This window comes from Streptomyces sp. NPDC058045, assembly GCF_042885635.1.
GTDB lineage: Bacteria > Actinomycetota > Actinomycetes > Streptomycetales > Streptomycetaceae > Streptomyces.
Map to the genome: position 1 here is coordinate 37,733 of NZ_JBHVRR010000026.1, position 14,173 is coordinate 51,905.

Sequence of the window (14,173 nt, forward strand, 5' to 3'; positions counted from 1 at the left end):
GTCGGCCCCCGCCCCCATCTGGTGGTGCGGGTGGGGGTCGACCGCCCGCCCCAGTTGGTCGGCGGGTGGGGGTTGGGGGGGGGGGGCCCCCCGGGGGGGGGGGGGGGCCCCCCCGCCGCGGCGTCAGCTCTCGGGGTGCGGTGCGCCGGGTGCGTGCGGCAGGGACACCGGGAGCAGTCCGGCCGGTCCGGTCTGCCAGGAGCCCGACTGCCAGGAGCCGGTCTGGTAGGCGGGGCCCAGCTCGGCCGCCGGTCCGGGGACCCGGCGGAAGCGGCCCGCCGCGTCCTCCCCGGCGGGTCCGCCCGCCCCACCGCCCGCGGTCAGCGCGGGCCTGCGGTGGTGCCTGCCGGACCCCGTGCCGAGCGGCACCGCCCCCGCGTAGCCCGTGCCGTACGGCCCGGTCCCGAACCCCGTGAAGACCAGTTCCTCCTCGCCGCTGCGATCACCCGGCAGGGCACGGAAGGACCGGCGGTACTCCGCGTAGAGCGCGTCGTAGATCGGTGTGGCGGAGGAGCTGCCCGGCGGATCCTGCGCGGGACGCATCCCGGGGATCGGAGCGTGCGGGTAGCGGCGGGAGGGGTCGTAGGTCTGCACATAGGTGCAAACGACCCCGGAGCCGGACGGATGCGGCCGAGCCGTGCGTTTTCGCAGGCCGCCGGGGGATACGGGCGGGCATGGAACTCGGGCCGCCACAGGCGGACTTCGGCGCAGGTGGCCCCGAGCGTGGCGAGGCCGCCCGGCGCGCGGTGGCGGCCGGGCGGCCGGTGGGGGCTCGCGGCGGGGGCGGCTCAGGTGCCGGCGAGTGGCATGGTGCAGCCGACCAGGCGTCCGGCGGCGGCCGCCTTGTCCAGCGCGTCCCGCAGCAGGTCCTCCCGGGGCTGGCGGCCGATCGAGCCGACCGGCGCGGCCAGGACCAGTACCTGCTGGAGCTTGGCCGCCGCCTTCCGCCAGTCGTCGGTGACCTGGAGCGGCTGGTGCGCCTGCCACCAGGCCACCGGCGAGCCGCCGCCCGCCCCGGGCTGGAGCACGGCGTGCAACTGGCCGGTGGCGAGCAGTACCGACCAGCCGTGCAGCACCGGCGGCAACTGCCCGACCTCGGTCACCGGCAGGAAGCCCTGCTCGACGAGGAGCGGCAGGAAGGCGTCGCCGGGACCGGTGGTGCCGGGGCGGGCCACCGGCCCGGTCGGCTCCACCACCAGCGCCGGATACAGCTCCCCGTCGATCAGCACCAGGCCGCTGGTGACTCCCAGTACGGCCTGCTCGGGCATGGGGCCGGGCGGTGCGGGGGCGGCCGGGGCGGCGTGGGCGGGGGCCGGGGCCTGCGGGTGGGCCGGGGCGGCCTGCTCGCCGGTGATGGAGCGGACGGCGCCCTGCAACTGCTCCTCGGTGACCTGGACGACCTGCGAGGGCAGGCAGCCGGCGTGGGCGAAGGCGAGGACGGCGGTCTCCTCGCCGATGAACAGGACGGTGCTGGTGCGTTCCTGCTCCGAGTCGCCCGGGGTGCGGCAGGAGGTGCAGTCGTAACTGCCCGGGGCGTTCTCACCGGCGAGCAGCCGGTCTGCCTCTGCGTCTCCGATCTCGGCGCGTACGTCGTCGCTGACGTCGAGCATCCGCGGCACGGGTGGCTCCTCGGGATCTGTCGATGCGGCCGGGCTTGTCCGGCTCGGGCCGGGCGGTTCCCGGCTCATGCAAGGACAACGGGCGAGCCGCGGCCCGGGTCACGCCCACGGCGCCAACTCCTCGCATATGTCGATTCAGCGACAGAAAGCGGTATTGGAGCGTCCGGATGTCGAACTGTCGACAGAGCGCCGTACGACGCCCGTATGAGGCCCGTACAAGGCCCGGACGGGACCCGTACGCCCGCCCATCGCCCCTGGTCGCCGGACCGGCCCGCCACAACCACCGCCCCCTCCCTCGCGCGGCCCCCTGACCCGGTGGCGGGTGCCAACGTCCCGTGCGCCGCCCCGCGCGCCGGTACTCCCGGGCCCGGGCGGTTTGCGCCATGCCCGGTGGCGGCCGACCCTGAAAGCACCGGGCGGTCCGGCCCGGACGTGACAGCCGGCGGGTGAGCCAGATGGATCTCCGGAAGCTGACAGCAGGCAACGGCCGGACGGGCGGCGCCAGTCCGCCCGCACACGGTTCGCGGTCCCACCGCGCACGACGCCCCGTGATGCTGGCCTCCCTGGCGGTGCTGCTCGCGGCACCCGCCGCCACGGCCTTCGGCAGTACCGGTGCCGGCGCGGGGAAAGCTACCGCGGTGCCGGCGTCGTCCGCGGAGCAGCAGATCCGGGAGAACTGGACGAAGTTCTTCGACCCCGGCACCCCGGTCCAGGAGAAGGAGCAGCTTCTGGAGAACGGAACCCAACTGGCCCCGGCCCTCAAGGCGTTCAGCGGTGACAAGCTCGCGCGGCAGCTCTCCGCGCAGGTCAGCCAGGTGTCGCTGTCCTCGCCCACCGAGGCCCAGGTGCGCTACAGCCTGTCCGTCCAGGGCCGCACCGCCCTGCCCGACGCGACCGGTACCGCAGTGAAGCAGAACAACGTGTGGAAGGTGTCCGACAGCACCCTGTGCTCGCTGGTCCAACTGGCCGGCGGCCCCAAGCCCGCCGGCTGCTGACCGCGCACCCAGGCCGTCCACGACGGCAACTCCCTTACCCCCCTGACGAGTTCGGCCGCCCCCGGGTTGCCCGTACCGGCTATCGGATCCGCAACGCTTCCGGCACAAGTCGGTCAGTACGCCCAACCCTCGCAGCGGGCGCCGGGTCTCAACCGGTGGCAGGCGGCCGGCACCGACCAACCGGCCGCACCGATGCGTGAGATGCGGGGCCCCATGCATATTTCCTTCCTCATACACAACGGGTACGGAATCGGAGGGACGATCAAGACCACGTACAACCTGGCCGACATGCTCGCCGAGCAGCACGACGTGGAGATCGTCTCGGTCTTCCGGCACCGCGACACGCCCCAACTGCCGCCCGGGCCCCGGGTCCGCCTGCGCCACCTGGTCGATCTGCGCCGCGACTCCCCGCACTGCGACGCCGACGCCCCGGCGCACCGGCGGCCCTCCCGCGCCTTCCCGCGCGCCGAGAGCCGCTACACCCAGTACAGCGAGCTGACCGACGCCCGGATCGCCGCCCAACTCCGCGAGACCCGGGCCGATGTGGTGGTCGCCACCCGCCCCGGGCTCAATGTCCACCTGGCCCGCGACACCCGCCGCGGCCCGGTCCGCGTCGGCCAGGAGCACCTCACCCTGGACAGCCACTCCCGCCGGCTGCGCGCCCGACTCAGCGCCGCCTACCCGCAGTTGGACGCCCTCACCACCACCACCGAGGCCGACGCCCGCGCCTACCGCTCCCGGATGCGGCTGCCCGGCGTGCGACTTGAGGCCGTCCCCAACCCGGTCCCGGCGCCCGCGGTGCAGCCCGCGGACGGCGCCGGCAAGTGGGTCGTCGCCGCGGGCCGCCTCGCCCCCGTCAAGCGGTACGACCTCCTGATCCGCGCCTTCGACCGGGTACGCGCCGAACGGCCGGACTGGAGGCTGCGGATCTACGGCAGCGGCAAGCAGAAGGAGGCCCTGCGGCAGCTCATCGACTCCCTCGGCCTCTACAACCACGTCTATCTGATGGGCCCCGCGCACCCCATCGAACCGGAGTGGGTCAAGGGCTCCATCGCCGCCGTCACCTCCAGCCTGGAGTCCTTCGGCATGACCATCGTGGAGGCGATGCGCTGCGGCCTGCCCGTGGTCTCCACCGACTGCCCGCACGGGCCCGGCGAGATCATCGCCGACGGGGTCGACGGCCGCCTGGTCGAGGTCGGCAACGCCGAGGCGGTCGCCGCCGGACTCCTGGAACTCATCAACGACGACGCGCTCCGCCACCGGATGGCCGCGGCAGCCCTCCGGGACGCCCGGCGCTTCGACCCGGCGTCCATCGCCGAACGCCACGAGGACCTCTACACCGGGCTCGCCGCCCGCGGCCCCGGCCACCGCCGCGGCTCCCGCCTCCGCGGCTCGCTGCACCAGGGCTACGGGGCCGTACTGGACCGCGCGCACGCCGCGCTTGAGGCCTCACGCAGCGCACTGGGAAAGGGCCCCACCACATGACACCCCCGCTGTTCACCGAACCGCCGCCCGCCTCCGAGGACCGGCCCGGCCAGGACGGTACGGCCGGTGAACCGCCCCGCGCCGACTGCGTGGCCGACTCGGCCGGCGGCCTCACCTTCGACCTGGCCGACCCGGGCACCGGCGGCCCCGCCCATCTGCTGCTGGCCCGCCGCACCAAGGAGGAGCACACCACCGACGAGGTGCGGCTGCCGCTCACCGAGGCGGGGACGGGCCGGCTGCGGGCCGCCCTGCCCAGCAGCGTGCCGCTGGTCGAGGGCCGCTGGGACGCCTATCTGCTGCTGCCCTCGGCCCGCCCGCGGAAGCTGGCGCCCGGCCTCAACGACCTCAGATCACTGGTCGACCGGGTGCCCAGCGCCTGGCGCAGCCATGTCTCGGTGCGCATCCCGTACACCACCGGCAACGGGCGGCTCGCGGTACGCACCTGGCGCCGCAGCCCGCACGCGGAGGCCGGTGAACTCCATGTCACCGGGGGCGGGGTGCGGGTCACCGGCCGGGTGCATCTGGCGGAACTCTCCGCCGGAGCCTGCGCCGAACTCCGCGGACGGCACTCCTCGGCGCCCGTGCTGCGGCTCGAACTCGACGCGGACGGGCCCGAGTTCACCTTCACCGTGCCCTACGAGCAGCTCGCCGCGGCGGCACCGGCGGGGATATGGGATGTGTACCTGAGACCCGCCGGCCCGGACGGCCCCCGCGCCAAGGTGGCCCGCCTGCTGGACGACGTCGCCGACAAGAAGCACATCTTCACCTACCCCGCGACCCCACTGGCGCCCACCACCGGCCCCCGGTCCGCCCAGCCGTACTACACCCTCTCCAACGACCTCTCGATACGCATCGAACCCGCCTAGCCCCCACGCCGGGCGGGAATTTCCGACTCCTCGTCAGCCGCCCGAACCCCGTCCGAAGCGTTCCGGAAATCCCCGTACGGGCTCCGGAGAAGGTGTACCGAAAACGGCCGTGGCAGCGGCTCGGGTAATCGCGGGAAAAGGGGCCGGGATAACGCCGGGAGGCGGCTTCGAGTTCTGCTTTCCGGCGGTGAATCCTTCCATCGGGTGAGCGGGATTCCGCGGACCGGGGTGTCGAGATCCTGTGACAGAAGCGTGACCGGGGAGGTACCGGTCGCCTACGGTGGCCGGTATGGCTCCCATTCCCTTCCCGACGCAGGAACCCGACGACGACCCCGCGAGCTATGTGGGGCTCGCCGCCGCGGAAGCCGAGGAGCGCGCCCGCGGCCGCGGCTGGTCCGCGGTCAGATCCCTGCCCCCCGGCACCATGATCACCATGGAGTACCAGGTGGGCCGGCTGAACTTCGAGGTCGAGGACGGCGCCGTACGCCGCTGCTGGAAGGGCTGACCGCAGGCGCGCGCACCGGACCGCCGACGGCATCAGGGCCCGGCTCCCCCGAGGGAGTCGGGCCCTGATCCTGTCCGGCGCGCCGGTGGGTGGGTACCCGCGCGCCGGTGGCTCAGCCGCCGGTGAGCGGTCTGGCCGGGCTGGCGGTGTGCGGCACCCGGTCCGCGTGCGGCGGGCGTCGGCTGCCGGCCGGGGCGGCCGGGGGACGCTCGGAGCGCGGCGGGTGCGGGGTGGCGGAGTGCAGGGTGGCGCGGGCGGGACGGAGCGGGGTGAGCGGTGCGCGCACCGGCACCTCCGCGCCCGGGTCCTCCGACCGGGAAGCCGCGGCGCTCTCGGCCAACGCCCCTTCGGACAACGGCACTTCGGCCGCCACACCGTCGGGCAGGACCGTTTCGGCGGTCGCACCCCCGGTGAGCGGCGGTACGGTCGCCCGGGGCGTAGTGGCCGCCGGGGTGCGGACCGGGATGCCGACGGGGGCCGGGCCCGCCGCGCGGCGGCGGCGCAGCACCTCGCGCCAGTCCAGGATCCAGGCCTCGGCCCGCGCGATCAGCGGCTCGAACCACGGCAGCGCCAGCAGCACCAGCAGTCCGGCCACCCAGCCGAGCACCACATCGCTGAGCCAGTGCGTGCCCAGGTACACCGTGGTGAGGCCGACGCCCAGCGCGACCACCGCGGAGATCGCGGAGAGGTAGCGGCGCGCCCGCGGAGTGGACGCCAGATAGGCGAGGATGCCCCAGGTGACCACGGCGTTCGCGGTGTGGCCGGAGGGAAATATGTCCCCGCCGCGCCACATCTCGTTCGATCCGATCACCGTGGCGTAGTGCGGACCGAGGCGCCCCATGCCGAGCTTGGCGGCGCCGACCGTGACGTTCAGCAGCAGCAGCGCGGTGCCCAGGGCGAGCAGCGGCCGCAGGCTGTGCTGCCGCCAGGAGCGCCAGCCGAGCCAGGCGGCCACCATCACCGCGGTGGGGCCGCGCTGGCCGAGCACCACGTAGTAGTCGAGGAAGGCGTGGATCGACGGCCACTGCTGGTACGGCCGGAAGAACATGACCTCCCAGTCGAAGCGGACCAGCCAGGAGGTGGTGACGACGGCGTACACGATGGCGAGGTAGAAGGCCAGGCTCGCGCCGAGCAGCACGAGCCGGTGCCGGCTCATGTGGGGCGCGTCCAGGCAGGCCGGCCGTTCCGGCTCACGGTCCAGCCGGGCGAAGACCCGGTCCAGACGGGTGAGGTTTCGTTCGGTACGCACCCAATCGACGTTACAGCGGGTGACCTGCCGTCCCTGCCGAAACCACGTCTTTGTGATGGCGATGTGATGTGGGATCGCTCTCAACTGGCCTTTTAACTCAAGCTTATTCAGGGAGTGCGTGGGCTTTCCCGGCCGTCCGCTGATCATTTGTTCCGGTCATTTATGGGCCGGTCGAATTGAGTTCACCGCAAAGCCGTCCGGTATTCCGCCGGAGCCCCTTCCTCCGCTCCCCGTCACGGCGGCCCCGAACCGCACAGCCAGATCGCCCCGTACACCGCCGAGGCCGCGGCCACCCCGGCGAGCAGCGCCGCCGTCCGGCCGGGCCTGCGGCGGGCGAGGGCCGCGGCGAGCGGCAGCAGCAGCGGGAAGGCGGGCAGCAGCAGCCGCGGCTTGGACCCGAAGTAGCCCGAGGCGCAGAGCGCGAGCACGGTCACGATCCCGCCGTACACCAGCAGCGGCCACGGCTGCCGCTCCCGTACGCACCGCGCGTACAGCCACACCACCCCCGCCACCCCCGCCAGCAACCCCGCCCCGGCGAGGACGGAGGGGAACGACATCAGCCGGGAGCCGATGAAGCGGGCGAAGGCGAGACCGCCGTCGAAGCCGTTGCCCCACTGCCGCTGTACGTCGAGATAGCCGAGGAGGCCGCCGCCGGAGCGCCGCCCCACCCACAGCACATAGCCCGCCGCCCCCAGCGGCGCCAGCAGCGCGCCCACCGCGGGCCGCCACCCGAGCCGCCGGGTACGCACCGCCTCCAGCACCACCGCCACCCACACCGCGGCCACCACCGCACCGCCCACCGGCCGGGTCAGCCCCGCCAGCGCGGCCAGCACCCCCGCGGTCAGCCACCGCCGGGTCAGCACCGCGTACAGCCCCCACGCCGCGAGCGCCGTGAACAGCGACTCGCTGTACGCCATCGACTGCACCACCCCCACCGGCAGCACCGCCCACAGCAGCACCGCGAACCCGGCGGCCCGGCGGCCCGAGTGGAGTTCGGCCACCGCGAAGATCCCCCAGGCCGCCGCCACGGAGGCCGTCCACGCCACCACCAGGCCCACATCCGCGGCCGGCAGCGGCCCGATCCAGGCGCCCAGCCGCTCCAGCCACGGCAGCAGTGGGAAGAACGCCAGGTTGGAGTGGACCGTCCCGTCGGGCAGCCGCACCTGCCAGCCGTAGCCGTGCTCGGCGACGCGGGTGTACCAGAGCGAGTCCCAGCGCGCGGTGAGCAGGGTGTGCCAGTCCTTGCCGTGTGCCGCGGCCCACCCCGCGAGCACCGCCACCCCCAGGGCGCGGACCGCCGCGAAGCCCAGCAGGGCGGGCGCGGCCCGGCGCAGCGCGGCCGCCGGCCGCGGGGGCACGGCGGACGGCGCGCCGCGGGCGGCGGGGGAGTCGCCGGTCGGGAGGGCCCGGAGGCCGGGGTCGGTCACCGGACGATTATCGGCGCCGCCCCTGAGCGGCCCACCCCCACCCCAGTCCCGGAAAAAGTGGTACATGCCACACCGTCCCGTGCAACCGCTGAGAGGTCCGCCACGCACCGCCCCGGATCACTCGCGTACTCTGGCCGCTCACTCGCCTCTCGCCCCCGGAGTGCCGCCCACCCCGGGAGACGTCCCCGAAGCACGGCGACGCACCACCGCCGCACTGCCGCCGACCGGCGTCCGCGGCCCGGAGCGCGAGTGGCCGTCGCCCGATGCCGAGGACCATCAGGGAGGTACGCAGATGTCCGGGACGACCACGGCCGCACCGCGCCGGCCCGCCCGGCGCCGCCGGTACCCCGCCGCCGGTGCCGAGGGCGGCAACCGCTGGCTCGTCCTCCTCGTCCTCTGCGTCAGCCTGCTCCTGGTCGCGGTGGACGCGACGGTGCTGCATGTGGCCGTCCCCGCGGTCAGCGAGGACCTCAAGCCGGGCGCCATGGAGCTGCTCTGGATCGTCGACGCCTACCCGCTAGTGTGCGCCGCGCTGCTGATCCTCTTCGGCACCCTGGGCGACCGGGTCGGCCGCCGCCGCATCCTGCTCCTCGGCTACGCCCTCTTCGGGGTGGCCTCCGCCCTCGCCGCCCTCGCGCCCGACGCGCAGGTGCTGATCGGGGCGCGCGCCCTGCTCGGCGTCGGCGGCGCCATGATCATGCCGGCCACCCTGTCGATCCTGCGGCAGGTCTTCCCGGACCGCCGCGAGCGGGCGCTGGCCATCGGCGTCTGGAGCGCGGTCGCCGCGGTGGGCGCGGCGGTCGGGCCGCTGCTCGGCGGGTTCCTGCTGGAGCACTTCTGGTGGGGCTCGGTCTTCCTGGTCAACATCCCGCTGATGCTGGTCAGCCTGCCGGTGGGCCGCTGGCTGCTGCCCGAGTCGACGGGCCGGCGGGACGGCCCCTGGGACGTGCTGGGCGCGCTGACGGCCGCGGTCGGGCTCTTCGCGCTGGTCTTCGGCGTGAAACGGCTCGGCGCCGCCGAGTCCGTCACCGGCCCCCTCACCCTGGTCCCGCTGCTCGCGGGCGCCGCCCTGCTGGCCGTCTTCGTACGCCGGCAGCGGCGCCGCCGGCATCCGCTGGTCGACCTGCGGCTGTTCGCCCGCCCCGCGTTCAGCACCTCCGTGGGGTGCATCGTGCTGGCGATGCTGGCCCTGGTCGGCCTGGAGCTGATCGCCGCCCAGTACCTCCAACTCGTCCTCGGGCTCAGCCCGCTGGCGACCGGGCTGCGGCTGCTGCCGCTCACCGTCGCCGCGATGGCCGCGGGCCTGGCCGGCTCCCGGATGCTGGACCGCTTCGGGCCGCGCACCATGGTCGGCGCCGGTTTCGCCCTGACCGCCGCCGCCGTACTGCTGCTCACCGCGATGGGCGGCGAGGACGCGCCGGGCCTGATGCTCGGCGCCTTCGTCCTGCTCGGCTTCGGCCTGGAGACCACCCTCTTCGGCGCCTACGAGTCGATGCTGAACGAGGCCCCGCAGGAGCAGGCCGGCGGGGCCGCCGCCATCGGCGAGACCTCGTACCAGCTCGGCGCGGGCATCGGTATAGCGTTCCTGGGCAGCGTGATGAACGCGGCCTACGCGCCGGGCCTCAACTCGGTGCCCGGGGTGCCCGATTGGGCCCGCCGGGACGCGGGTCACTCGCTGGGTGAGGCGTACGCGGTGTCGCATCGGCTCGGCGGCGGGGCGGGCGGCGCGCTGCGGGACGCGGCCCGGACCTCCTTCGTCCATGGGCTGCATGTGACGCTGCTGGTCAGCGCCGGGCTGCTGGTGCTGGGCGCGCTGGCCGCGCTGTGGCTGCCGCGCACCATGGAGTGTCCGGCCGCCGATCCCGCACCGGAACGCGGCACCGTCCCGGCCCCCCGCCCGGCCGCCCCCGCGCCCCGCGCGACCGCCCCCGCACCCCAGTCCGCCGGAGCGGCACCGCAGCCCTGACCGGTGCCGGTGCCGGTGCCGTTGGCCGTCCCAGGCCCGCTGGACGCGCTACCCGGTGCGCCGTACCGTCGTGCGCAGCCAGAAGCCACCGCTGCCAGTCAGCCCGCCCGGGAGGCGCCCCCGTGTCTCAGCCCCGACGGCTCCCCGCCTTCGACCCGCACGACCCCCTCGGCCTGGACGACCTGCTGGAACCCGAGGACCTCGCCGTCCGCGACACCGTCCGCCGCTGGGCCGCCGACCGCGTCCTGCCGCACATCGCCGACTGGTACGAGCGGGGCGAACTCCCCGAAATCCGTGAACTCGCCCTGGAACTCGGCTCCTTGGGAGCCCTCGGTATGTCCCTCACCGGCTATGGCTGCGCCGGTGCGAGCGCCGTCCAGTACGGCCTGGCCTGCCTGGAGCTGGAGGCCGCCGACTCCGGCATCCGCTCCCTGGTCTCCGTCCAGGGCTCCCTCGCCATGTACGCGATCCACCGCTTCGGCTCCGAGGAGCAGAAGCAGGGGTGGCTGCCGCGGATGGCGGCCGGCGAGGTCATCGGCTGCTTCGGCCTCACCGAACCCGACCACGGCTCCGACCCGGCCGGGATGCGCACCCACGCCAAACGCGAGGCGGGCGGCGACTGGGTGCTCAGCGGCCGCAAGACCTGGATCACCAACGGCTCGGTGTCCGGCGTCGCCGTGGTGTGGGCCGGGACGGAGGACGGTATCCGCGGCTTCGTCGTCCCCACCGACAGCCCCGGCTTCGCCGCCCCCGAGATCAAGCACAAGTGGTCCCTGCGCGCCTCCGTCACCAGCGAGTTGGTCCTGGACGAGGTCCGGCTCCCGGCCGACGCGGTACTCCCCGGCGCCACCGGCCTGCGCGGCCCCCTGAGCTGCCTCAGCCACGCCCGCTACGGCATCGTCTGGGGTTCGATGGGCGCCGCCCGCGCCAGCTTCGAGGCGGCCCTGGCGTACGCGGGGGAGCGGGAGCAGTTCGGGCGGCCGATCGGCGGCTTCCAGCTCACCCAGGCCAAGCTCGCCGACATGGCGGTGGAACTGCACAAGGGGATCCTGCTCGCCCACCATCTGGGGCGGCGGATGGACGCCGGCCGGCTGCGCCCGGAACAGGTCAGCTTCGGCAAGCTCAACAATGTGCGCGAGGCGATCGAGATCTGCCGCACCGCCCGCACCGTCCTGGGCGCCAACGGGATCTCGCTGGAGTACCCGGTGATGCGGCACGCGACCAATCTGGAGTCGGTGCTGACCTACGAGGGCACGGTCGAGATGCACCAACTGGTGCTGGGCAAGGCGCTCACCGGCCTGGACGCCTTCCGGTGACCGCGGCCGCGAAGGCCGTGGCACCGGCGGCGGCCGGCGAGCGGCCTCGCCTCAGCTCTGGTTGAAGAAGCCGTCCGAGGGACGGCTCGCCGCGTCCCCGCTCACGATCTTGGTGTGGGCGGGTGTGAGGAGGAAGACGCGGGTGGCGACGCGGTCGATGGAGCCGCGCAGACCGAAGATGAGCCCGGCCGCGAAGTCCACCACGCGCTTGGCGTCGGCGGGTTCCATCGCGGTGAGGTTCATGATGACCGGGACGCCGTCCCGGAACAGTTCACCGATGACGCGGGCGTCCCGGAAGCTGTCCGGGGTGACCGTGCCGATCCGGCGGCCGCGCTCCTCCGCGGAGTCGGAGGCGACCCGCACCCGCGGGTCGGTCGCCCAGGCCTCGGCCGTCCCCGCCCCGGATCCGTCTTCCTCGTATCCGTCGTAGTAACGCTCTTCGTTGTCGTCGACGAGGCCAAGCCAGGCACTCGCCTTGCGCACCGATCCCATGGACGCCTCCTCTCACAGCGGTCTTTCGTGCGATCCGCACCCCTATGGTTGTCCATGATGGGGATGGCGCGCCAAGGGGATAGTCGCCGCGCGGCGTTTTCGTGACGGGACTGCAGCACTCGCCTTCCCCTTGTCGCCCCCGCGGAACCCTGCGGATCCCTTGCTATTCAGGCCCCGTGCGGTACACGGCTGCTGACTGAGAGTGAAATAATATTCTCCACGGCGTACGGGTGACGACCGGGGCGTCCGGGTGAACGCGAGGCGGCGTTACGATGCCCCGCAGGTCGCACGCCGTGCACCGGTTCCGAGCCGGGTGGGGGCGGGTGGCCGGCGGTTGTCGCGGCCCGGTGGAAGTGCCGCGCCACTCACGGGGAGAAGCGCGTGTTCGGAATCGTCCGGCCCTGCCGGCATCAACTCGGTGAGGGCCTCCAAGCCCAGTGGACGGCCCATCTCTGCGGTCTCTGCCTGGCGTTGCGCGGCGACCACGGACAGTTCGCCCGGATCGTCACCAATTACGACGGTCTGCTGGTCTCTGTTCTGACGGAGGCTCAGTCCGGGGCGGACGAGGCCCGCCGCGCCCGCCGTACCGCCGGGCCCTGCCCGCTGCGCGGGATGCGGACCGCGTCCGTCGCCCGCGGTGAGGGCGCCCGGCTGGCCGCCGCCGTCTCCCTGGTGCTGGCCGCGGCCAAGGTGCGCGACCATGTCGCCGACCGGGACGGGCTGCTGGCCCGCCGCCCGGTGGCCGCCGCGGCCCGCCGGGTCGCCGCCAACTGGGGCCGGGCGGGCAGCCGTTCGGGCGCCGCCGTCGGATTCGACACCGCGGTCCTGCTCGACGCGGTGGACCGGCAGCAGAGCGTCGAGGCGCTGGCCGGGCCAGGCACCGATCTGGTGACCGTCACCGAGCCGACCGAGACGGCCACCGCCGCCGCCTTCGCCCACACCGCGGTCCTCGCCGGGCGGCCGGGCAACGCCGCCCCGCTCGCCGAGGCCGGCCGCCTCTTCGGGCGCCTGGCGCATCTGCTGGACGCGGTGGAGGACCGCGAGGCGGACGCGGCCTCCGGCGCCTGGAACCCGCTGACCGCCACCGGTACGTCGTCCACCGAGGCGCGCCGGCTCGCCGATGACGCCGTCCGCGGGATCCGACTCGCCCTGCGGGACGTCGAGTTCACCGACGGACGGCTCGCGCACCGGCTGCTCGTCCATGAGGTGCGGCGCTCCGTGGACCGGGCCTTCGGCGGCGGGGGCTGCTCGCACCTGGGTGCGCAGGGTGCCTTCGGACCGCCCCCGCAGGGCGCCCCCGGCCCCCAGAACGGCGGCCCCCCGCTCAGCGGCCCGCATCTGCCGCCGGGACAGTACGGCGGGAATCCGTACGGGAATCCCTATGGCAATCCGTACGGGACGCCGGTGCAGCCGGGTGGACCCGGGGGGCCGGGTGGGTCCGGGGGTGGCGGGGGCCAGTGGCCGGGCGGGGGGCCGCAGCCTCCGCGGCGGCCGACGGGGCGCGGGCTGCTGGCCGGCTGCGCGATGGCGGTCGGCCTCTGCTGTACCTGCAAGCTGTGCTGCGCCGAGGAGTTCGAGGGTCCCTGGTCGGGCCGTCGCCGCGAGGGCTGGTGCCGGGACTGCTGTGACTGCGACTGCTGCGACGGTTGTGACTGCTGCGACGGCTGCGATTGCTGTGACTGCGGCTGCGACTGCTGACCCCGTACCGGGTGGGACCGGCGGTGGTGCGAGGAGTGTGAGGGGAGTGCGGGCGTGGTGCCCCAGGGGTCGCTCGCGCCGGGCGGAACGCGCTGGTTCGCGGGCTATCCGTAGGGACTGATTCCGGCCATCCCGGGGCGCTGGAAACGCACCCCGGACGGCACCGAGGCACCCCGCACCGCCACCCCGGCGGACGGGCTCCCCCTCGGCGGCGGGCCCCTCACCGGAGGGGCGCGGCCCACCGCTGACGGCGCCCCCGAGTCCGCCGCGGTGCCCACCGGTGCGCTGTGAACGGCGGTGAGCGGTACGGGACTTCGGCCCGGACGGGTGCGCCGGTGCCGCCTGCCGCGGTGTCGCCGCCCACCCGTACCGGGGCGACCGTGCGGTGCCAGGACGCGGCACCCCCGCGGTGCCGCCCGTGCCGTGCCGGTGGTCGACGCGGCGGGCTGGGGCGGGGGGTGGGGCCGGACGGCGAAGCGGCCTTCGTGCGGGCCGGAGGGGAAAGATACGCAGGTGGCGCCGGAGGCGGAGGGTCCGCTTCGGGTGGTCTTCGTG

Annotated in this window: 12 protein-coding genes; 7 read left to right on the top strand and 5 right to left on the bottom strand. The window is 74.5% G+C overall.

Features of this window, described 5'->3' with window-relative positions; all coding sequences use genetic code 11:
* Window positions 1-123: 123 nt before the first annotated feature.
* Both ACFVST_RS17520 and ACFVST_RS17525 read right to left on the bottom strand, forming a co-directional pair.
* Entirely contained in the window at window positions 124-543 is a 420-nt protein-coding gene (locus ACFVST_RS17520) for a hypothetical protein (protein ID WP_390152156.1), read from the bottom strand.
* A gap of 245 nt (window positions 544-788) precedes the next feature.
* Window positions 789-1,619, bottom strand: coding sequence for a hypothetical protein (locus ACFVST_RS17525; RefSeq protein ID WP_390152159.1), 831 nt, complete (start codon window positions 1,617-1,619; stop codon window positions 789-791).
* A 455-nt stretch (window positions 1,620-2,074) separates the two neighbouring features.
* Between ACFVST_RS17525 and ACFVST_RS17530 the strand changes: the two genes are divergently transcribed.
* From ACFVST_RS17530 to ACFVST_RS17545, 4 genes are all read left to right on the top strand, one after another.
* Window positions 2,075-2,614, top strand: a complete 540-nt coding sequence (locus ACFVST_RS17530; RefSeq protein WP_390152162.1) for a hypothetical protein — start codon at window positions 2,075-2,077, stop codon at window positions 2,612-2,614.
* A gap of 213 nt (window positions 2,615-2,827) precedes the next feature.
* Entirely contained in the window at window positions 2,828-4,099 is a 1,272-nt protein-coding gene (locus ACFVST_RS17535; protein ID WP_390152164.1) for a glycosyltransferase family 4 protein, read from the top strand.
* Entirely contained in the window at window positions 4,096-4,965 is an 870-nt protein-coding gene (locus ACFVST_RS17540; protein WP_390152167.1) for a hypothetical protein, read from the top strand. Before ACFVST_RS17535 ends, ACFVST_RS17540 begins: the two co-directional genes overlap by 4 nt.
* Before the next feature lie 289 nt (window positions 4,966-5,254).
* Window positions 5,255-5,470 (top strand): I78 family peptidase inhibitor, encoded by a 216-nt coding sequence (locus ACFVST_RS17545; protein ID WP_390152170.1) that lies wholly within the window; start codon window positions 5,255-5,257, stop codon window positions 5,468-5,470.
* 112 nt (window positions 5,471-5,582) lie between these two features.
* Here the strand turns inward: ACFVST_RS17545 and ACFVST_RS17550 are convergent, their stop codons facing one another.
* Both ACFVST_RS17550 and ACFVST_RS17555 read right to left on the bottom strand, forming a co-directional pair.
* Window positions 5,583-6,719 carry a phosphatase PAP2 family protein gene (locus tag ACFVST_RS17550; RefSeq protein WP_390152172.1) on the bottom strand — a complete coding sequence of 379 codons (1,137 nt, stop codon included), beginning with the start codon at window positions 6,717-6,719 and terminating at the stop codon, window positions 5,583-5,585.
* Between the two features lie 233 nt (window positions 6,720-6,952).
* Entirely contained in the window at window positions 6,953-8,146 is a 1,194-nt protein-coding gene (locus ACFVST_RS17555) for a hypothetical protein (protein ID WP_390152174.1), read from the bottom strand.
* A gap of 292 nt (window positions 8,147-8,438) precedes the next feature.
* Between ACFVST_RS17555 and ACFVST_RS17560 the strand changes: the two genes are divergently transcribed.
* Both ACFVST_RS17560 and ACFVST_RS17565 read left to right on the top strand, forming a co-directional pair.
* Window positions 8,439-10,112: an MFS transporter gene (locus ACFVST_RS17560; protein WP_390152177.1), complete on the top strand. Its 1,674-nt coding sequence runs from the start codon at window positions 8,439-8,441 to the stop codon at window positions 10,110-10,112.
* Window positions 10,113-10,234: 122 nt separating this feature from the next.
* A complete protein-coding gene (locus ACFVST_RS17565) occupies window positions 10,235-11,428 on the top strand; it encodes an acyl-CoA dehydrogenase family protein (RefSeq protein WP_390152180.1) in 1,194 nt (397 codons plus the stop codon).
* 51 nt (window positions 11,429-11,479) lie between these two features.
* On the opposite strand, the gene ACFVST_RS17570 is transcribed toward ACFVST_RS17565, so the two are convergent.
* Complete coding sequence (locus tag ACFVST_RS17570; RefSeq protein WP_390152182.1) at window positions 11,480-11,920, bottom strand: cell division protein SepF; 441 nt, start codon at window positions 11,918-11,920, stop codon at window positions 11,480-11,482.
* Window positions 11,921-12,301: 381 nt separating this feature from the next.
* Between ACFVST_RS17570 and ACFVST_RS17575 the strand changes: the two genes are divergently transcribed.
* Window positions 12,302-13,618 carry a DUF5685 family protein gene (locus tag ACFVST_RS17575; RefSeq protein ID WP_390152185.1) on the top strand — a complete coding sequence of 439 codons (1,317 nt, stop codon included), beginning with the start codon at window positions 12,302-12,304 and terminating at the stop codon, window positions 13,616-13,618.
* Window positions 13,619-14,173 lie beyond the last annotated feature (555 nt).